Here is a 19,260-nt window from a genome sequence, read left to right as displayed (position 1 = left end):
GCGTTCAACTCCGTGGCCCGGAAGGCGAGTCGAAGCCGGGCGGGAGCCGGCCGCGGTGACCCGTCGTCACCTGACGGCCGCTGGTGACCGGCAGCCCGGAGTGCGGCCGCCTCGCCGTGGTCGGCGCGCACCACTCGCCGGACACCGGCGCGGTCGCCTTCTCCGCCTCACGGCGCGCGGGCGGCGCACGGGGACGTGCAAAGGGCGTACAGGAGAGACATACGAGGGCCGGCGCACGAGGGCCGGCGCGCGCCGAGCACGCGCGGGCCCGAACTGGTCATCGGAGTCCGCAAACCTCGACGCCCCGATCAGATGGATCACTTGACCCCCCATGAGCCCCGCTTCACCCCAGGTGGCCGGGGATGCACTGTTGCAATGCGCCGACACTGGGAAGGAGGATGGTCGACAAGCGGACGTCGCCGGTGGGGGACTCGGCGCGACCGTCGGGAGAAGGACGGGGGCGTACGGTGATGGATGGACAGGCAAGGTTTCCGCGACAGCGCTCGGCCTCGGGCAGCGGTCCGGCCTCCCAGAACGGCAGGCCCGCCCATCGCGGCAGCCCCGCCCGGAGTGGTGGCCCCTCCCACGGCGGCCCGGCCCCCGACCCCGAGCCGGGCTCCGCGTCCGACCTCCCCGACCACGGGCCCGACCGGCCCCAAGGCCTTGACATCGGCCTCGACCCCGACCGTGGCCTCGATCACGTGCCGGAGCCCGGCCGCCACGGGCACAGCCGCGGCCGTGCCGCCGACCGCGAGTACGAGCCGGGCTGCGCGCTGCACCGCCGGCTGCACGCGGCGTTCGCCCCGGCCGACCTGGTCGCGGTCGGCGAGATCAGGCACCGGCTGCGGGCCGCGCTGAGCCGCTGGGGGGTTCCGGAGCTGGCCGACACCGCCGAGCTGCTCACCTCGGAGCTGGTCACCAACGCGCTGCTGCACACCGGCGAGGGTGCCGTGCTAGAGGCGGTGCTCACCCCGGAGCAGCGGCTGCGGATCGAGGTGCAGGACGGCACCACCCGGCTGCCCGGCCGCCGGGCCCCGGCCGAGTGGGCCACCTCGGGGCGCGGTCTGCTGCTGGTCGAGTCGCTCGCCGACGACTGGGGTGTGCACCTGCGCGGTGACGGCAAGGTCACCTGGTTCGAGCTCGGAGCGGCCTGAGTCGGGCAGCGGGTCGGCGGAGGGCGGCAGCCGGCGGCGGGCAGACAACCGGCCCCGACAGGCGCCGCCGCGCCGGGTGATCACTCGGATCGTTCACGATTGTCCCCCGGATGGTTCGTCGGCATTGCCGCATTGCCGAACATACGAGAGGCTAGTGAGAATGTGTGCCCGGGACGGCGGGGAGAATGGTGCCTCGACCGGCCACCCATGACACACCAGTCACACAATGTCCCACCAAGTCCCACTGAACCCACTGAACCCACGGCTAACGCAGTCCGACCGGACCGCATGCCCCGGCAGCGGCAGGAGAAGCATGGCCACAGAGCCCGAGCCGCCTGGGCCCGTCCGCCACATCCCGCCGGCCCAGGCCACCAGGAGCATCGCCGCGGCCCAGCCGCTGCGCGCCGCCTCCGGGGCGGCCGTCGGCCGGATCGGGACGGCGGTCTCCCGAGGCCTGCCCACCCGTACCGGTGATTCCACCCCGGACTGGCTCGAACCGGCGATGGCCGCCAACGGCATCGGCTCGTTCGACTGGGACATCCGGCACGACGTGCTGGAGGCCGACCCGCGGGCCTGCGCCATCCTCGGCCTCGCACTCGACCGGTACGACCGCAGCTCCGCGGCCTTCCTGGCGATGCTGCACCCGGAGGACGCGCCGGTGGTCCGCCGCCGGGTCGAGCGGGCCGTCACCGAGCTCGGCCAGTGCGGCGCCTACTACCGCACGGTATTCCCCAGCGGTGAGCTGCACGCCGTCCGGTTCCGCGGCCGGGTGCTCGCGGACGCCTTCGGCCGCCCCTCCCGGATGGTCGGCTTCGTCTGGGACGCCACCGTCGAGCTGCACAAGCGTGAGCGGGCCGGCGAGCTGGCCGCGCTGCGCGAGGAGCGCTCCCGCTTCATCAAGGAGGCTGCCCGGGCGCTCGCCGAGGCGGTCACCGTCCGTGACGTCGCCCGGGTCTTCACCGAGCTCCCACTGCCCGGCCTGCCGCCGGACGGCCTGGTACTGGCCTCGATGGAGGCCGGCCGGCTCGCCATCCTCGGCGCCAGCGGCTACCGGGACGAGGACGTCGCCTTCTACGACCGCTCCCCGCTGGCTCCCGCGCACCCGCTCGCCGAGGCCGTCCGCAACCGCACGCCGGTCTTCATCGCCAGCGGCGCCGAGTACCAGGAGCGGTACCCGGAGGCCTGGGACTGGGCCCGCGGCACCGGCCGCAGCGCCTGGGCCTTCCTGCCGCTGGTGGCCAGCGGCCGGGCGATCGGCGTCTGCGTGGTCAGCTTCGACGACGACCGCGAGCTGGACACCGACGAGCGCACCCTGCTCTCCACCCTGGGCGGCCTGGTCGCCCAGTCGCTGGCCCGGGCCCGGCTGCACGACGCCGAGCACGAGCTCGCGGCCGGTCTGCAGCGGGTCATGCTGCCCCGCACGGTGCCCGCCGTCCCCGGGGTCACCACCGCCGTCCGCTACCTGGCGGCCGGCTCCGGCCTGCAGATCGGCGGCGACTGGTACGACGTCGTCCCGCTGCCCGGCGGCCACGTCGGCCTGGTGATCGGCGACGTGCAGGGCCACGACGTGCACGCGGCCGGCATCATGGGCCAGCTGCGGATCGCGCTGCGCGCCTACGCGGCCGAGGGCCACCCGCCCGCCGCCGTGATGGCCCGCGCCTCGCGGTTCCTCGCCGACCTGGACACCGACCACTTCGCCACCTGCACCTACGCCGAGGTCAACGTCGACTACGGCGTGGTCTACGCCGTCCGGGCCGGCCACCTCGACCCGGTGGTCCGCCGCGCCGACGGGTCGGCCGCCCTGGTCCCGGTGGCCGGAGGCCTGCCGCTCGGCATCTCGCCGGACGAGGAGTACCGGGTGACCAGGTTCAGCCTGGACCCGGGCGAGACCGTGGTGCTCTGCACGGACGGGCTGGTGGAGGCCCGCGGCATGGACCTCGACACCGGCTTCGAACGGCTCTGCCGGGCGATCTCCGGCCGGCTGCCCGGTGTCGACGAGGCGGCCCGCGAGCCGCTGGAGGACCTGGCCGACCGGATCGCCTCCCAGGCGGCCGACTCCAACGAGCGCGAGGACGACATAGCGCTGCTGCTGCTGCGCTGGGACGGACCGGCCGGCGGCCTCGCCGCCCAGCAGCTGCGCCGCCGGATCGGCCAGGCCGACCTGGCCCGGATCGCCGAACTGCGCGGCGAGCTGCGGGACGCGCTGCGCCGCTGGGGCGTGCCCGACCTGATCGACACCGCCGAACTGCTCTCCTCCGAGCTGGTGACCAACGCGATCCGGCACACCGACCGGGATGCGATGTTCACCGCCCGGCTCTACCGGGAGCCCGACAGCGGTGCCCGGCTGCGGGTCGAGGTGGAGGACGAGTCCGACCTCTGGCCGACCCGCCGCACCCCGGGGGAGCAGGCCTCCTCGGGTCGTGGCCTGATGCTGGTGGAGGCGCTGGCCGACGGCTGGGGCGTGGAGCCGCGCGGTTCGGGCAAGCGGATGTGGTTCGAGCTGTCGGTCGACGCCCAGGTCGTCGGCGGGCCGTCGGCCTGACCGACGGCCACGGCCGGGCCCGGGTCGTCCAGCAGGCCGGTGCCGCCGGGAGTTCATCCCGGCGGCACCGGCCTGTCGGCGGTCACCGGCTCAACCGAACTGCTGCTCCAGGTCCTTGAGCTTCTGCTCCAGCGAGTCCAGCCGCGGGATGGCCAGGGTGTCCTCCTCCGGCGTGAGGTCCACGCTGCGGCGGGCGGGCCGGGCCGGCAGCCCGGCCTGGCCGAGCCGCCCCTCGACGGCGGCCCCGGCCGAGGCGTGGCCGGCCGGGTCGGCGAGCTCGGCTATGGCAGGCTCCGAGCCGGCCTCCAACTGGTGCTCCAGCTGGCGCTCCAGTTGGCGCGGCGCGGCGCGCTGCCGCCAGACACCGCCGTTGGTCCGGCCGATGGCCCGGATCTCGGCGCGCTCGCGCCGCTGGGCCATCCGCCGCTGCTCGCGGTTGACGGAGGCCTGGCGCTTGTCGTCCCGGACCTCCTCGACCGCCTCGTCCAGCGTCCGCACGCCTTCGAGGAGCATCAACGACCAGGCGGCGTACGTCTCCAGCGGCGCGCGTAGCCAGCGCACGATCCGGATCTGCGGCAGCGGACGGGGCACCAGGCCCTGCTCGCGCAGGGCCGCCACCCGGGTCTGCTTCAGGGCCCGGTCGAAGAGCACGGCGGCCGAGAGCGACATGCCGGCGAAGAACTGCGGCGCCCCGGCGTGCCCGAACCCGCGGGGGGCGTGGACCCAGTTGAACCACGCCGACGCGCCGGCGAACAGCCAGACCAGCAGCCGCGAGCCGAGTGCCGCGTCACCGTGGCTGGCCTCGCGGACCGCGAGCACGGAGCAGAACATCGCCGCGCCGTCCAGACCGAACGGGACGAGGTACTCCCAGCCGCCGGAGAGGTTGAGGTTCTGCACCCCGAAACCGACCAGTCCGTGGAAGGACAGCGCCGCGGCGACGGCCGCGCAGCAGAACAGCAGGACGTACGAGGCGCCCCCGTACATGGATTCCTTGCGTCGTCGGCGCTCCTCGCTGCGCTCCCAGGAATCCGAGCTGCTCGCTGCGGCGGCCGCGGCCCGGGTGCGGGCGACGACCACCAGCGTGGCGACGACCACCAGGGCGGCCACCCCTGCGACGGCCCAGCCCAGCGGTATGTCCGACAGTCTCATGACCTGAACCAGCCTCGCTTTCCTGCCTAGATGAGCGGGGACCATCATGGCGGAGAAATGCAAGAGGAATGGGCTGGTTTGACGTCAATACACCGGGGAGAGGGAATTCCGAACGCAAGCTCGAAATATCGTCAGATTCAGCCCGGGGTGGGAATTCCCGGTGCGGGCGGGCCCGCGCGGCGGTCCGGGAACGGCCGGTCGGCCGCCCCGGTCCGGGCTGTTGCCCGCCGCGACGGGGCGCGGTCCGACTCAGCCGGTCTCGTCCGCCACCGGCCACCCGACCCGGCGCTCGGCCGGTAGCTCCACGCGTCCGTCCGACGAGGCGCCCGGAGCTGACAGCGCACGCAACCGGCGTGCGAGCCACACCGGCACTCCGCCCAGCGCCTGCACCAGCCGGGACGCCTCGGCGCGCAGCCTGGCCGCCTCCACCGGCTCCGACACGTCGGCCAGCGCCGCCAGGGCCGGTGCCACCCCGACCGTGAAGCCGAGCTCCTCGCGCAGCCGCAGCGAGGCCCGGAAGCCCTCCCGTGCCCGCTCGCGGTCCCCGGTGGCCAGTGCGAGCGTGGCCAGGTGCTGCCAGGTGTACGAGCGCAGCAGCTCGTCCCCGTGCTCGGCCGCGCCGTCGTGCGCCCGGCGGTAGGCGATCCAGGCGGCGCCCGGGTCGTGCTGCAGGTTCTCCGCGACGAGACCGCGCCGGAAGTCGAGCAGTGGCCGGCCGCGCGAGGCCGGCGGCAGCAGGGCGGACGTCCGGCCGAGCGCGGCCTGGGCCTCGTCCAGCCGGTCGCGCGGGCCCAGCACGCTCGCCACGTAGGCGAGGAAGCCGCGGGCGCAGGAGGCCGCGGCGCGCTGCTCCGTCCCGGACACCCGGGCCTCGGCCAGGCGCAGCGCGTCCTCCGCCGGCTCCCAGTGGTCACCGGTGAACAGGGCCTGCTCGATGAGGAGTTCGGCGCGGTTCAGGGCCGCGACGGGGTCGTGTGCGGCGCTCGGCCGGAGCAGCTCGGCGGCCTCCCGCCAACAGCCGCGCGACCGTAGCCGCCACACCGCGTCCGCCGTCCCCCCCAGGGCCGTTCCGTGCTCCGACAACGCCACCTCCTTGTGTGCGCCATCCGGCATGCGGGACTGCTGTGGCCGCAATTCAACACGGGGGTGAGCTTGTGCACCAGATCACGAGCGCGACTGATTCCGGAACCTGGCGGTCCGTCGGCGGCCCGTCAGCAGTCCGTCAGCGGTCCGTCAGTAGCCCCGGCGGGGTGTCGGGGCGCGGCCTCACGAGGTCCAGCCGGTCTCCATCAGCGACTCGGCCGCGCCGTTGGCCGCCTGCGGGATGCCGGCGGCGTCCAGGGTGAACAGCGCCACCAGCAGCTGCTCGCCGCGGACCGTCGCCTGCCGGGAGTACCCGGCGGTGGTGAACATCGCCGCGGCCACCTGCTCCGCGTGCAGCGTCTCCAGCCACAGGCACTCGACGGCCTTCACGTCGGCCGGCTCGGCGAAGGTGTCCACCCGGGCGACCATGTGGCCGCCCAACAGGGTGACCGCGTCACGATCCTGACTCTCCGTCAGCTCCAGGTCGTCGAAGCCCAGCCACTGCAGGTAGCGCGCCGCCGTCAGCACGGCGTCCTGCGAGGTGTGCACCGGCTGCGGCCGGAACGGCGGGCGCAGCAGCCGGGGCCCGTGCCCACTGGGCGGCCCGGTCGGATCGACCGGGTCGGAGGGCACGGCCGTGGTGTACGGGCGGGCGCCGGCCGGGCGGCTGCCGGGCGGGCCGGCGGCGGCCGGGGCGCCGGGCAGGCCGGTGCTCTGCAGCCGGGGCGCCCGGTCGACCGGCAGCCGGACCGTCGCGCCGCAGTTGCAGGTGAACTCGGGCTGCGGCCACTGGTCGCTGCGTCCGCAGTGCGGGCACCGCATGCTCAGCCAGGAGTCCTCCCAGGAGCGGAACCGCACCTGGACCGGCACTCCGCCGCGCAGCAGCGGCACCCGCAGCTGGGCACCGCACGGGCACGGCAGGCTCGGGGGCTCGTAGAGGTGCTCGCGGCGGCAGGCGGGGCAGCGGATCGCGCTCGCCCCCGAGGGCGGGTTCGCTCCGAATCGGGCCGGCTCGCTGAAGTCGTCGGGCAGCGGCACTGCGGCCATGGCTGGCACCCCGTTCCGTAGCTGGGCAGTACGCCCTCCATCCTCGCCCATTCGCGCAGGTGATGGCGCGGAATGCGGCAATCCTCCGGGACAGTTCAGGGGCGGGATCCCGCCACGGTCGGAGGGCGGACCGCTGTCGCCCGCCCGCCCGGGGGAGGCACTGCGAGCCCGGCCGCCCCGGGGTGCTGACGCCGGCTCAGCCCGCCGCCGGACCCGTCCAGCGGGCGAGGTCCTCCGGGGTGTCCAGATCCTCGGGGGTGGCGACATCGCCGCACTCGACCAGCCTCAGGTCCTCCGGGTGCGCCGCCAGCAGGGCCCGCGCGCCCGCGTCGCCGACCGCGGTGGACACCGTCTCGGCGAAGTACCGGGCGCCGATCAGGACGGGGTGGCCGCGGCGCCCGTCGTATCCGGCGGCGGCCAGTTCGGCCCCGGCGGCGTGCGCCGCCAGCAGCCGGGCCACGGCGGCGGGGGTGACGCCCGGGGTGTCCACCAGCAGCACCAGTGCCGCCGAGGCGCCGGGAGCGACGGCGGCCAGGCCGGCCCGCAGGGAGGAGCCCATGCCGGTCGCCCAGTCGGGGTTGTCGACGGTCAGGCAGTCGCCGAGCGCCGCGGTGGCCCGGACCTCCTCGCGGGCCGCGCCGAGCACCGCCACCGTCGAGGTGCAGCCGCCGGCCCGGGCGACCGCCAGGGCGTGCTCGACCAGCGGCCGGCCCCGGTACCGGATCAGCGCCTTGGGCCGCCCGCCGAGGCGTCGGCCGCCGCCGGCGGCCAGGACCAGCGCGGTGACGCGGGCGGGAGCAGGGGCCGGGTTCTCCATGTCCCCAGTCTGTCGTCCCTGGTCAGCGGGGCACAGTTGGATGATCGTACGGCGCAGTGCTGCAGGTCGGGGGTGTGCCCCGGCGCTTCTGCCGCTGGATCTTCCGCTCCCGTGCCCCTGTACTGGGTCGATGGCACCACGTACAGAGCACGGGCACGGCGCGCCGTCCCCGCTGGTCGACCGCTTCGGGCGGGTCCACACCGACCTGCGGGTCTCCCTCACGGACCGCTGTAACCTCCGCTGCACCTACTGCATGCCGGCCGAGGGCCTCGACTGGCTGCCGAAGGCCGAGGTCCTCACCGACGACGAGATCGTCCGGCTGGTCCGGATCGCGGTCGACCGGCTCGGCATCCGCACCGTCCGGCTCACCGGCGGCGAACCGCTGTTGCGCCGCGGCCTGCCCGGCCTGATCGCCCGGCTCACCGCGCTCGGCCCCGAACTCTCCCTGACCACCAACGGCATCGGGCTGGCCCGCACGGCCGCCGAGCTCAGGGCGGCCGGTCTGCAGCGGGTCAACGTCAGCCTGGACACCCTGCGGCCCGAGCGGTACGCCGAGATCACCCGCCGGGACCGGATCGCCGACGTGTTCGCGGGCATGGCCGCGGCGAAGGCCGCCGGGCTGGCCCCCGTCAAGATCAACGCCGTTCCGGTGCGCGGCGTCAACGACGACGAGATCCTCGACCTGGTCGAGTTCGCCGCCGAGCACGGCTACCGGATGCGCTTCATCGAGTCGATGCCGCTGGACGCCCAGGGCGCCTGGAACCGCGACGCCATGGTGACCGCCGACGAGCTGCTGGAGATCCTCGGCCGGCGCTGGGAGCTCGTCCCGGTCGGCCGGCACGGCAACGCGCCCGCCGAGGAGTGGCGGATCGACGGCACCCGCACGGTGGTCGGCGTGATCGCCTCGGTCACCCGCCCGTTCTGCGGCGGCTGCGACCGGGTCCGGCTGACCGCCGACGGCCAGCTGCGCAACTGTCTGTTCGCCACCGAGGAGTCGGACCTGCGGGCCCTGCTGCGCGGCGGCGCCGACGACGCGGCCGTGGAGTCGGCCTGGCGCAACACCGTCGCCCGCAAGGGCCCGGGGCACTCCATCAACTCCGCCGACTTCGTCCGGCCCGAGCGGCCGATGTCCGCCATCGGCGGCTGAGCGGGCGCCCGCGGCGGGCGCCCGCGCGAAGGAGCGGGCCCCGGGTGCCCCCGGTGCGCGGCCCGTACGACTTGACCCGGTGTGAGCCGCACTGGTGTTCTGGGGCGCCGTCAACCGCATCCACCGGGGGAGAACTCCGTGCGCGCCCGCCGTACCGCCCTGTCCGCCGCCGCGCTGCTGATACCCGCGCTGGCGCTCACCGCCTGTACCGGCGGTTCCTCGCCCTCCTCCGGCGACCCCGCGTCGGCCCGGGCCCGCGGCACCAGCCCGCTGCAGAACCCGGACGGGACCAAGCCGGGCCTCGCCCCGGTCACCTCGGACCAGGACCGCAAGGCGGGCCGCGACCTGATAGCCCAGGTGAAGACCGCCGAGCCGGGCCCGAAGACCGGCTACGACCGGGACCAGTTCGGCCCGGCCTGGACGGACAACGTCGACGGCGTCCCGCTCGGCCACAACAACTGCTCCACCCGGGACGACCTGCTCAGCCGGGACGGCACCAAGGTCGAGCACAAGGACGGCTCCGCCTGCGTGGTCACCGGGATGACCATCTACGACCCCTACACCGGCAAGCTGGTGCAGTTCAGCAAGCAGCAGGCGAGCCGGATCCAGATCGACCACGTGATGCCGCTGTCCTACGACTGGCAGCAGGGCGCGGCCAAGTGGGACAAGGCCAAGCGCGTCCAGATCGCCAACGACCCGCTCAACCTGATCCCCGCCGACGGCTCGCAGAACGCCTCCAAGGGCGACTCCGGCCCGGCCTCCTGGCTGCCCGCCAACCTGCAGATCCGCTGCGCGTACGCGGTCCGGTTCGCCCAGGTGTCGCTCAAGTACCAGCTGCCGGTGACCGCGGCGGACAAGAAGGCCATGCTGGAGCAGTGCGGCGGCTGACCGCCTCGCCCGCCGTCAACCCCGCACCGCCACCACGTACTTGCCGGCGCCACGGCCCGCCAGCAGCAGGTCGTGGGCGGCCGGGACGGCCTCCAGCGACGGCAGTTCGGTGACGGGTGCGCCGAGCGTGCCGTCCGCGAGGTGGCCGAGCACCCGGCGCAGTGCCCCGGCGACCTGCTCGGGGGCGTCGGCGAGCAGGCCCCGGTGGCTGAAGCCGGTGACGGTGAGGTTGCCGGCGAGCAGCCGGCCGGCCGGCGGCAGGGCGTCCAGCCGCCCACCGCCCGCGTTGCCGAACAGCACGATCCGCCCGCCCGGTGCGGACACCGCCAGGTCCACCTCCAGGGCCGTGGTGCCGAGCGGGTCGAGCACCAGGTCCACGCCGCGCCCGCCGGTGGCGGCCAGTACGGCGGTGGCGAGCCCCTCGCCGCGCGGGACGGCCGCGTGGTAGCCCGCCGCCTCGACGGCCGGGGCCTTGTCCGGGCGGCCGACCGTGCCGATCAGCCGCCCGCCGCCCAGCAGCGGCACCAGCACCGCGACGGCCCGCCCGATCCCGCCGCCGGCCGAGTGCACCAGCACGGTGTCGCCGGGGGTGAAACGGCCGGCCCCGGTCAGCAGGAGCAGCGCGGTCGCCAGTCCGAGCGGGGCGGCGGCGGCCTGCGGCAGCGGAACGGCGTCCGGCACCGGAACGGTGAGCACGGCCGGCGCGACCACCACCTCGGCGAGCCCGCCGCCCGTGGTCGCCGCGGCCACCCGGTCGCCGACCGCGAGGCCGGTCACCCCGGGGCCGAGCGCCCGGACGGTGCCCGCCACCTCCCTGCCCGGCCGGTACGGCCAGGACGCGACGTACCCGGCGTCGCCGCGCCGGGCCATCACGTCGACGAAGTTCAGCCCGGCCCGGGCGACGTCCACGGCCACCTCGCCCGGGCCGGGGCGGGGCTCGTCCACCTCCCGTACGTGTGAGTACTCCGAACCGCCGGGTGCGGTCATCACCAGGGCACGCATGTCGGGCTCCAGTCCGCCAGCTACGATGTTCTACGAACAACGAATTAGTACCACCGTTATTCGATGGATGTCGAACATGGAGGTGCCCGGACCATGCCCGGACCCAGCAGACGCCGTGCGCCGCTCGCCCACCCGGAGACCGAGGAGATCGACCTGCTCGACGTCCTGCACGCGCTCGCCGACCCGACCCGGATGACCATCGTGCGGACCCTCGACGCCACCCCCGAACGCGCCTGCGGCACCTTCCCGGTCGACGTCGCCCCCTCCACCCTCAGCCACCACTTCAAGGTGCTCCGCGAGGCCGGTGTGATCCGCCAGCGCGAGGAGGCCAACCGCCGCCTCACCGCACTGCGCCGCGACGACCTCGACGCCCGCTTCCCCGGCCTGGTCGCCACCGTCCTCGCCGCCTACGGCGATCCCGCCTGAGCCGGTCGGGCCGGAGCGCCTGAGCCGGTCGGGCCCACCCGGCGTACTCCTCGGCGCGGGAGCCGCCCGCCCCGGCGGCGGGCCGGTATGCAGGACTGATGTCCTACCAGCACCCGGCCCGGGCCGGCCGAGGCCACCGACCGCCGGCGCAACAGCGAGCCGTCGCCGACCGGGGAACGGGCCCGCGCGCCGCGGCGGCCCTGCGGCACCTCTCCGACTACGCCTGGCGCCTGCTCGTGGTCGCCGCGGCCGGATACCTGGTGCTGATGGTCCTCGGCAAGTTCCACCTTGTCACCCTGGCCTTCTTCCTGGCCCTGGTGATCACCTCGGTGCTGCGCCCGCCGGTCGACCTGCTCGCCCGTCGGATGCCCCGCTCCCTGGCGGTCGCCGTCGGCCTGCTCGGAGCCGTGCTGGCGATCGCCGGTCTGCTGGCCCTGATCGGGGAGACCGTCGCCCTGGAGGCGTCCAGCCTCAGTGACGAGTTCACCGGGGGCATCGACCGGCTCGAACGCTTCCTGACGGGCAACCCGTTCCACGTCGACCCCAAGGCCTTCGACGACCTGCGCGGCAAGGTCACCACCTACCTCTCCGAGCACCGGTCCACCCTGATCAGCGGCGCCGTCAGCGGTGCGGGCCGGGTGGCCGAGGTCGCGACCGGAGCCGCCCTGGCCGTCTTCACCACCGTCTTCCTGCTCCACTCCGGCGACCGGATGTGGCTGTGGACCAGAGGACAGCTCCCGGCCAACGCCCGCGACCCCTACCACCGGGCCGGCCGCACCGCCTGGCGCACCTTCGCCGGCTACACCCGAGGCATCGTCATCGTGGCCGGCACCAACGCCATCCTGGTCGGCATCGCCCTCTTCCTGCTCGGTGTCCCGCTCGCCCTGCCGCTGACCCTGCTGGAGTTCTTCGCGTCCTTCGTCCCGCTGGTCGGCTCACCGATCGCGATGGCCGTCGCCTCGATCGTCGCCCTCGCCTCCCGCGGGCCGGTGATCGCCCTCGTGGTGCTGCTGCTCATCGTCGTGATCGGCCAGATCGAGGGCCACCTGCTGCACCCGCTGGTGATGAGCTGGGCCGTCAACCTCCACCCGGTCGTGGTCGCCGCCTCGGTGCTGTGCGGCAGCATCGCGGCCGGCGTGATCGGGGCGGTGGTGGCCGTCCCGGCCGTGTCGGTGGTGTGGGCCGTCGGCAAGGAACTGCGGGACGAGGGCTGACGGGAACTCCGGCGACAGCTACCAGCGGAGCCCGGAATGATACCTACGTGACGACCTGTCGAATGGCCGGTGCCGCGTAGACGGGCCCGCGCGCTGCGCGCCGGACACCCGGTTCCCCGGGTCTGGGGATCCGCTCCGCGCGCCCGTTGGAGTGCGACTCGCGGTCGGCAGAGTGACCGTCGGGTGAGCCTGTCCCGCTTCCTTCGTGTACGCCGTTATGGTCTGCAGAAACGGCCAGAGGGGTGCGCATGCGGATGGAATCGGGTCGTGTCTGGCGGATCGGGGCGGTGTCGGCGGCTCTCTGCCTGGCGCTCGCCGGGTGTGGGACGGCTGACGGGGGCCCAGGGGACGGGCCGTCCTCGTCATCCTCAAGTCCGACGCCGACCGCTGCCGGGGGAGGCACTGGGGGTGCGGGCGGCACCGGCGGCACGGGGGGAGGGGCCTCGTTCGCCGAACTGCCGAAACCTTCCAAACGCACCAGCAGCCCCAACCCGGACAGCGGTGTGGTTCCATCGCGGCCGGCTACATCCTCGCCCTCCTGCCCGCCCGGATCCTCGCCCACCCCCGGGCAGAGGACCTGTCCGCCAGTGTCCGAGCCGAGCCCGTCCACTGGCAGCTCGTGACGCGTGACGCCGAGCCCCCGCGAGCACCGAACGGTGCCGATCCCGCGACTCCCGCGGAGCTGCTCAAGTCGGTCATCGCCCAGGCGTCCTTCCTCGCCGCGCTGATGTTCTACACCGGCGTCCTCTACACCAGTGCGTACTACGGCTACTTCCACCTCTCGCCGCTCTCGATCGGGTTCACCTTCTCCGAGCTGGTGGTCCGGAGCCTGCGCCTGGTGACCGTTCCGGTCCCGGTCGCCGTCGCGAGCCTGCTCCTGCTGTCACGCGTCCCAGACCTGCTCAGCCGCCTTCCGGCGCCGGCAGCCAAGGTCGTACAGGGCGCCGGCGCGGTGGTGGCCCGCTGGTACCTCCTGGTCCTGCTGGCCGGGTTGCTCATGCTCCTAGAGTGGCGACCGATCCAGCTGCGCGGCTGGGGATGGCTCGCCCCGGTGACACTCGCGGCAGGACTCCTGCTCGGCCAGAGCAGGGCCGCGAACGGGGGATGCCGGCCGGCGGGTGTGCTGGATCACGTGGTGCCGGTCTTCGCCGCCGGGGTCTTCCTGCTCTGGGCGGTCGCCCTGATCGCAAGTCAGCTCGGTCGGCAGGACGCCGAAAGCGACGCCGGGCATGTTGTGGACCGACCCGCCGTGGTGGTCTTCAACGCCGAGAACCTGATGCTGAGCCGGAGCGCGGAGGTGCACGAGGAGTGTCTCGATCCCCAGGCAGGTGCCGCCTTCCGGTGCCGGTACACCGGGCTGAGGCTACTGGTCGAGCGTGGCGGCCGTTACCACCTGCTGCCGGTGGGGTGGCAGCGGGACACCGACCCCGTCTATGTCATCAACGAAAGCGAGGCGATCCGGGTCGAGCTGGTGGCCGGCAGCAGATAGCTCAGGCGCGTCGTCGGTGAGGGCCACCGTGCCCTGCGCCGGGAAGCGAGATGCGTCGACGTCGCCGTCAACGCCTTCCTGACGGACGGTACGGTCCCGGCCGCCGGGACCCGCTGCGGCGGCAACTGACGGCACCGGCGGCCACCGGGGCGGCTCAGCCGGCCGGGAACGTCTCGCTCAGGAAGCCGACCAGCACCGGGTTCACCGCGTCCGGGCGCTCCAGGCTGGGCAGGTGACCCGCCCAGGCGAGTTCGAGGTGCCGGGTGGTGGAGAGCCGGTCCGACAGGTGGGCGGCGATCTGCCGGAAGTCCGGCAGGTCGTGTGCGCCGGAGACGAGCAGGGTGGGGGCGGTGACGGCCGAGAGGTCGAACTCGGGTTTGAGGGAGGGGAATTCCTCGACGGCGGCCAGCTGCACCTCGAAGGCGTGGCGCTGCATCCGACTCACGTGCTCCCGGGTCGCCTCGTCGGCCTCGGGGCCCAGCCAGGTGGCCACGTTGAGCTCGGTCGCCCCGGCGATGTCACCGGCCTCGATCAGCGCGTCCTCGCGCTCGCCGAACGCCCTGAGCTCGGCACTCGGCTCGTGTCCGGCCAGGGCTGTGCACAGCAGCGCCAGCGACACCACCCGGTCCGGCCAGCGCGCCGCGATCTCCAGCGCGATCCGGCCACCGCCGGACGACCCGACCAGCGCCGCGCGCTCGGCGCCGAGCAGGTCCAGCAGATCGACGACGTCCTGGGCGTTGCCGTACGGCCCGTCCGGCACGGGGGTCTGCCCGAAGCCTCGCAGGTCGCACCGCACCACCCGGTAGCCGGCCTCGGCCAGGACCGGCACCTGCGGGTCCCACATCCGTCGGTCGCAGACGGTGGAGTGCAGCAGAAGCACGGTAGGGCCGGTTCCGGCCACGTCATGAGAAAGGATCACCGGGTCACTGTAGAGATCCGGGGTGCGATGCGCATACGAGTTTCGGCCAGTCGCTACTGTGTGCGAATGATCGATCCGAAGACGCCTGCCGGCACCGCCGGTTACGGCGAAGCCGCCGAGGCCATCGCCGAGCAGTACGAGAGCGTGTCCTTCGCCGAGGTCCACCGCGAGGTCCTGCACCTGTTCCCCTCGGAGCCCGGCCTGGTGGTGGACGTCGGCGCGGGCAGCGGCCGGGACGCCGCCGCACTGGCGGCGCTGGGCCACCGGGTCGTCGCCGTCGAACCCACCGCCGAACTCCGGGCGCTGGGGCGGCGGATCCACGCCGGGCACGAGATCGAGTGGCTCGACGACTCGCTGCCGGAACTGTCAGTGCTTCGCGGCCGGGCGCGCCGCTTCGACCTGATCCTGCTGACCGCCGTCTGGATGCACCTGGACGAGCAGGAACGGTCCGCCGGAATGGCGGCCCTCGCCGAGCTGCTCGCCCCCGAGGGGCAGTTGTTTCTCACCCTCCGGCACGGGCCGGTGCCGGAGGGGCGGCGGATGTTCGACGTGTCCGCGGCCGAGACCGTCGAGCTGGCGCGAGGGTGCGGCCTGGACGTGGTGCACCTCGGCGAGCGCGCGGACCTGCACGGCCGGCAGGACGTGCACTGGAGCCACCTGGCCCTGCGGCGTCCGGTCAGTGCGGGGTGGGGAAGTCGCCCGCCCGTACGCCGGTGATGAACGACTGCCAGGCGGTGGAGGGGAATTGGAGGACCGGGCCGTCGGGGTTCTTGGAGTCACGTACCGGTACGAGGCCGGGGAATCCGGGGGCCACCTCGATGCAGTCGCCGCCGTTGGCGCCGCTGTGACTGCTCTTTCGCCAGGCTGTCGTGTTGAGGTTCGGGTCGGCCATTCCTGTCGAATCCTTCCATCACGCTGGTGATCAGGGCGTTCGACTGACGGACAGACAACGCGTTCGCCCTTACCAGATCATAGGTGCGGGCGTGCAGGGCAAGGGCGTCCGGGTGATTGCTGAAGTGGCCCCGGTCGAGACACTCCGAGTAGGCCCACTCGCTGCGGTCGGGCAATCTGACCAGTGTCATGGAGGTGTCCGGTCCGATCACCTCGTGGTGGCCGAAGGGAGCGACTTGCAGGGCGATGTTCGGTTGCTCGGCGACGGCGAGGAGGTGCGCGAGCTGCTCTGCCATCACGGACGCGCTGCCGACCACGCGGTGGATCACGCCCTCGTCGAGGATCACCACCAGTAGAGGACCGCGAGGGTCGAGGAAGCGGTGTTGTCTGCTCAGCCTGGCCGCAACCCGTTCCTCGACGGATCTGTCGTCTCTGGTGTCTGCCCCGCGTGTGAAGAGTGCTCGTGCGTACCGCTCGGTCTGGAGAAGACCCGGCACCACCTGGAGCTGGAACTTGCGCAACTCCACTGCATCGGCTTCGAGTTCGACGAACCGTCGGAACCAGTCCGGGTGCTCGACCTCGGCGGACCAGTCGACGCGCGACCAGATCCGCGCCAACAGGCCCTGAGTGCCCAGGACTTCATCGCACTGGTCGACGCAGCCCCGCCGCGGCACCCGCTGGCCCGACTCGATGCGGGCGATCAGCGAGCGGTCGCAGTGGACGAGTCTGGCCAGGTCGCTCTGGCTGAATCCGGCTGCCTCCCGGGCGTGTCTGAGCTCTGCTCCGAACAGCATGGCGGTACTTCCGGTCGTCCCCGGTGCGGGCAGGGTGCGACGACTCACGGGCAGCCCCCTTGTGTCGACTGACTGTTCGCCACGCTACCGGTCCACGGGCGCGTGAGGTGGCCGAACGGAGTCGATCGACTACTTTGGGTATCCGGCGGCGCTCAACTCCTCGACCAGGCCGCGCAGTACGTCGAAGGCGGGCTTGGGCGTGTAGTCGTCGGTGGTGAGCCCGAACCGGTGGAACAGGCCGGGCTGCGCGCTGTCGGCGTCCCGCAGGGCGAAGTGGGTGTAGCCGCTCAGCCGGAGCTCCGCCGCGTGGTGGGCGACGGCCCGGACGGCGGTGCCGACGACCTGGGCCTGGCGGTCGGGCGAGCGGCCGGGGCCGGTGGGCCAGCCGTGTTCGGTGATGTGCAGGGGCAGGTGGCCCAGCCCGGCCGGGGCGAGGACCGACGCGCGGTGGTGGCGCAGCAGGCCCGCGACGGACGGCGCGAGCTCGGCGGCGTCGATGGGGCGGAAGACGTCGGGGAAGAAGTCGAGGCCCACGTAGTCCAGGTCGCGGAGGAAGTCGGGCCCGCCCCGGGTGGTCAGTCCGGTGACGAAGGAGGCGGCCGGCCCGAACAGCGGGGTGGTGTTGAAGCCGACCTTCAGGTGGGTGTGCCCGAGTTCCCGGGCCCGGGCCTTGGCGGCGGCGACGCCTCGGACGATCGCCTCGGTCACTGCGGGGTAGTAGCCGTCCAGCGTGGGGTTGGAGGTGATGTTCGGCTCCTCCGTGACCTGAAGTGTCGCGGTGGCGTCGCCGTACTGCTCGACCAGGTCGCGCAGGAATTCGCAGTAGCCGTCGACGTCTCCGGCGGCGGACCGGTACTGCGCGACCAGGTCCAGTCGGCGGCCGCGTGCGGCGTACCGGGTCGCGTCGGCCGGGGTGGCCGTCGGGTGCGGTGATCCGGTCCTGGTGGTGTCGTCGAAGGCGGTGTAGGCGCGGACGAGGAAGGGGCGGCCCGGTCGGCCCTGGAGCAGGTCGAGGGCGGCGGAGACGGCGGCGGGGTCGTCGGGCGGGCCGGCGGCCAGGCCGCCGGCGTCGTCGCCGGTGACCGAGCCGGGGTAGATCCCGAAGAGCAGTCCGTCCGGTGGTGTGGTCGGCATGGTGGGTCCGGTTCCTCTCGGTGGTCAGGGTTCGAGGGGGGCCGCCGTCGCGCCCGGCCAGGTGAGTGCGCCGGTGTGGATGTCGTCGATGACCGCGTCGATCCAGGTCAGTTCGGCGTCGGCGAGGCTGAGCGCGTACTCGGCTTCGATGACGTGCAGTCGGGGGACGCCGGCGGCGAGCGCCTCGGCGAGGCGTTGCTGATCCGCTGCCGTGCGTTCGCGCAGGCGTGTGCCGCGTTCGGTCAGGGCCTCGGTGGCGCCGTCGGGGCCGAGTGCGCCGAGGTAGCTGACGGCGCCCAGGAAGCGGGAGAACTCCCGTTCGGGGGTGCGGATCTGGGAGTCCAGTCGGCGGACGAGCTCCCGGTGTCCGGCGGGGGTGAGGGCGTAGACGGTCCGCTCCGGGCGGTTGCCCTCACGCTGCTGGCCCTGCGCGGTGGCCCAGCCCGCTTCGTCCAGGGCGTCGACGATGTTGTACAGCGAGCCCCGGTTGATCGCCGCGGCGTGGTTCTCGCTGCGTTTCCGCAGCTCGGCGAGCATCTGGTACGGGTGGGCGGGCTGTTCGAGGAGGAGGCCGAGGACGGCGAGGACGAGCGGGTTGTCGAGCGCGCGGCGAGGCATGGTCGAAATCTATCAGTCGAAATAGACTATTGCGAGGAGTTACCCGGCAGCGCCCGCCACCGCCCTGGCGCCCCGCATCGCGGCCCGCGCCTGTGCGGCGCCCGTCCGGGTGGCCGCCGCGCCGCCGCCGACCGCCACGGCGGGGCCGCCCAGCCCGGCGCAGGCGCGGCAGATGCCGGGGCGGGGGACGGGGTCGTGGCACCTGCCGCACTCCGTGTGACGCGCCTCGCGGGCCGTCGGGGGTGCGGGGACTGGCGGCATCTTGCGTTCCAGACGGCTGCGCAGGACGCCGACCGGTGAGTGCACGATCGCGGGCAGCCCGGACAGCAGGGCCTGCGCCAGGTCGCCGACCGTGCTGCCGCGCTCCAGCCAGCAGGCCACCAGGGGGGCCAGCGCCAGCGCCTCCGACTCCCCCAGCCGCAGGCGCGGTTCGGGCCTGATCACCCGGAACAGGGTGGCCACCGCCTCGCGGACCCATCGGTCCGCGGCGGGGAGGGTGGGTGCTTTCTCCCGGTCCTTTACGGGAGGGGTGTCAGCGCCGCCGGTGTCTGATCCACCGGGGACCGGGTGGGGGACAGGCGGTGCCGCTCGCTGTGGGGTGTCGAAGACGTGGGCCTCCGAGCGGACGGTGCCGTCCGCCCGGCGCACCTTGTCGACCCGGTAGAACCCGGCCTCGGTCAGCTCCTTGAGCGCCCGGCGGATCGCGCCCCGGCCCTGCGGGCTGGAGTCGGCCATCTGGCGGCCGTCCTCGCGCCAGCCGTCCGGGCGGGAGAGGAGGTCGTGGAGCAGGCCGCGGGCGGTGTAGCTCAGCCGCCGGTCCTGCAGGACGCTGTTGGGCAGTACGGTGAAATTGCGCTCGGGCGCGCTACGATGGACACGCATCAGGGTCGCTCCTGTTGCCGGACCCCGGGGTGTTCCAGCACCGCCGGGGTCAATCATGCTCGGT

The 19,260-nt window shown here is 73.7% G+C and carries 19 protein-coding genes and 1 pseudogene; 9 read left to right on the top strand and 11 right to left on the bottom strand.

Annotated elements, in window-relative coordinates:
* Positions 1-701: 701 nt before the first annotated feature.
* Both OG871_RS10480 and OG871_RS10475 read left to right on the top strand, forming a co-directional pair.
* Positions 702-1,154, top strand: a complete 453-nt coding sequence (locus OG871_RS10480; protein ID WP_371496214.1) for an ATP-binding protein — start codon at positions 702-704, stop codon at positions 1,152-1,154.
* 313 nt (positions 1,155-1,467) lie between these two features.
* Complete coding sequence (locus tag OG871_RS10475) at positions 1,468-3,696, top strand: SpoIIE family protein phosphatase (protein ID WP_371496212.1); 2,229 nt, start codon at positions 1,468-1,470, stop codon at positions 3,694-3,696.
* Between the two features lie 90 nt (positions 3,697-3,786).
* Here OG871_RS10475 and OG871_RS10470 read toward each other — a convergent pair whose 3' ends face one another.
* From OG871_RS10470 to OG871_RS10455, 4 genes are all read right to left on the bottom strand, one after another.
* Positions 3,787-4,845 carry a DUF2637 domain-containing protein gene (locus OG871_RS10470; RefSeq protein ID WP_371496210.1) on the bottom strand — a complete coding sequence of 353 codons (1,059 nt, stop codon included), beginning with the start codon at positions 4,843-4,845 and terminating at the stop codon, positions 3,787-3,789.
* 249 nt (positions 4,846-5,094) lie between these two features.
* Positions 5,095-5,958: a hypothetical protein gene (locus tag OG871_RS10465; RefSeq protein ID WP_371496208.1), complete on the bottom strand. Its 864-nt coding sequence runs from the start codon at positions 5,956-5,958 to the stop codon at positions 5,095-5,097.
* Positions 5,959-6,111: 153 nt separating this feature from the next.
* Positions 6,112-6,975 carry a hypothetical protein gene (locus OG871_RS10460; protein WP_371496206.1) on the bottom strand — a complete coding sequence of 288 codons (864 nt, stop codon included), beginning with the start codon at positions 6,973-6,975 and terminating at the stop codon, positions 6,112-6,114.
* A 196-nt stretch (positions 6,976-7,171) separates the two neighbouring features.
* On the bottom strand, positions 7,172-7,792 hold the full coding sequence (locus OG871_RS10455; protein WP_371496204.1) for an NTP transferase domain-containing protein: 621 nt from the start codon (positions 7,790-7,792) through the stop codon (positions 7,172-7,174).
* Positions 7,793-7,922: 130 nt separating this feature from the next.
* On the opposite strand from OG871_RS10455, the gene moaA reads away from it, so the two are divergent.
* Together moaA and OG871_RS10445 are read left to right on the top strand one after the other, a co-directional pair.
* On the top strand, positions 7,923-8,939 hold the full coding sequence (gene moaA / locus OG871_RS10450) for a GTP 3',8-cyclase MoaA (RefSeq protein WP_371496202.1): 1,017 nt from the start codon (positions 7,923-7,925) through the stop codon (positions 8,937-8,939).
* A gap of 138 nt (positions 8,940-9,077) precedes the next feature.
* Positions 9,078-9,827 carry an HNH endonuclease family protein gene (locus OG871_RS10445; protein ID WP_371496200.1) on the top strand — a complete coding sequence of 250 codons (750 nt, stop codon included), beginning with the start codon at positions 9,078-9,080 and terminating at the stop codon, positions 9,825-9,827.
* Between the two features lie 15 nt (positions 9,828-9,842).
* On the opposite strand, the gene OG871_RS10440 is transcribed toward OG871_RS10445, so the two are convergent.
* Complete coding sequence (locus OG871_RS10440) at positions 9,843-10,829, bottom strand: zinc-binding alcohol dehydrogenase family protein (protein ID WP_371496198.1); 987 nt, start codon at positions 10,827-10,829, stop codon at positions 9,843-9,845.
* A 93-nt stretch (positions 10,830-10,922) separates the two neighbouring features.
* Between OG871_RS10440 and OG871_RS10435 the strand changes: the two genes are divergently transcribed.
* From OG871_RS10435 to OG871_RS10420, 4 genes and pseudogenes are all read left to right on the top strand, one after another.
* Positions 10,923-11,255, top strand: a complete 333-nt coding sequence (locus tag OG871_RS10435) for an ArsR/SmtB family transcription factor (RefSeq protein WP_371496196.1) — start codon at positions 10,923-10,925, stop codon at positions 11,253-11,255.
* Between the two features lie 98 nt (positions 11,256-11,353).
* Positions 11,354-12,469: an AI-2E family transporter gene (locus tag OG871_RS10430; RefSeq protein ID WP_371496194.1), complete on the top strand. Its 1,116-nt coding sequence runs from the start codon at positions 11,354-11,356 to the stop codon at positions 12,467-12,469.
* A gap of 619 nt (positions 12,470-13,088) precedes the next feature.
* A complete protein-coding gene (locus tag OG871_RS10425; protein WP_371496191.1) occupies positions 13,089-13,958 on the top strand; it encodes a hypothetical protein in 870 nt (289 codons plus the stop codon).
* Positions 13,959-13,985: 27 nt separating this feature from the next.
* Positions 13,986-14,087, top strand: a pseudogene (locus OG871_RS10420) (alpha/beta hydrolase); the annotation flags it as partial.
* Positions 14,088-14,112: 25 nt separating this feature from the next.
* Here the strand turns inward: OG871_RS10420 and OG871_RS10415 are convergent.
* Positions 14,113-14,877 (bottom strand): alpha/beta fold hydrolase, encoded by a 765-nt coding sequence (locus tag OG871_RS10415; RefSeq protein ID WP_371496190.1) that lies wholly within the window; start codon positions 14,875-14,877, stop codon positions 14,113-14,115.
* A 66-nt stretch (positions 14,878-14,943) separates the two neighbouring features.
* Here OG871_RS10415 and OG871_RS10410 point away from each other — a divergent pair, with 66 nt between their 5' ends.
* On the top strand, positions 14,944-15,594 hold the full coding sequence (locus OG871_RS10410) for a class I SAM-dependent methyltransferase (protein WP_371496188.1): 651 nt from the start codon (positions 14,944-14,946) through the stop codon (positions 15,592-15,594).
* Here OG871_RS10410 and OG871_RS10405 read toward each other — a convergent pair.
* From OG871_RS10405 to OG871_RS10385, 5 genes are all read right to left on the bottom strand, one after another.
* Positions 15,554-15,691: a DUF397 domain-containing protein gene (locus OG871_RS10405; protein ID WP_371496186.1), complete on the bottom strand. Its 138-nt coding sequence runs from the start codon at positions 15,689-15,691 to the stop codon at positions 15,554-15,556. The genes OG871_RS10410 and OG871_RS10405 overlap by 41 nt on opposite strands.
* Complete coding sequence (locus tag OG871_RS10400) at positions 15,654-16,610, bottom strand: Scr1 family TA system antitoxin-like transcriptional regulator (RefSeq protein ID WP_371496184.1); 957 nt, start codon at positions 16,608-16,610, stop codon at positions 15,654-15,656. Before OG871_RS10400 ends, OG871_RS10405 begins: the two co-directional genes overlap by 38 nt.
* Before the next feature lie 81 nt (positions 16,611-16,691).
* Positions 16,692-17,696 carry a hypothetical protein gene (locus tag OG871_RS10395; RefSeq protein WP_371496181.1) on the bottom strand — a complete coding sequence of 335 codons (1,005 nt, stop codon included), beginning with the start codon at positions 17,694-17,696 and terminating at the stop codon, positions 16,692-16,694.
* Between the two features lie 24 nt (positions 17,697-17,720).
* The gene (locus OG871_RS10390) at positions 17,721-18,314 is read right to left on the bottom strand and encodes a helix-turn-helix transcriptional regulator (RefSeq protein WP_371496179.1); all 594 of its coding nucleotides are present in this window, start codon (positions 18,312-18,314) and stop codon (positions 17,721-17,723) included.
* A 39-nt stretch (positions 18,315-18,353) separates the two neighbouring features.
* Positions 18,354-19,196: a hypothetical protein gene (locus OG871_RS10385; RefSeq protein WP_371496177.1), complete on the bottom strand. Its 843-nt coding sequence runs from the start codon at positions 19,194-19,196 to the stop codon at positions 18,354-18,356.
* Between the last annotated feature and the right edge of the window lie 64 nt (positions 19,197-19,260).

The organism is Kitasatospora sp. NBC_00374, assembly GCF_041434935.1.
Taxonomy (GTDB): Bacteria; Actinomycetota; Actinomycetes; order Streptomycetales; family Streptomycetaceae; genus Kitasatospora.
The sequence above is the reverse complement of the archived record's forward strand: the minus strand, read 5'-3'. Positions and strand labels throughout refer to the sequence as shown.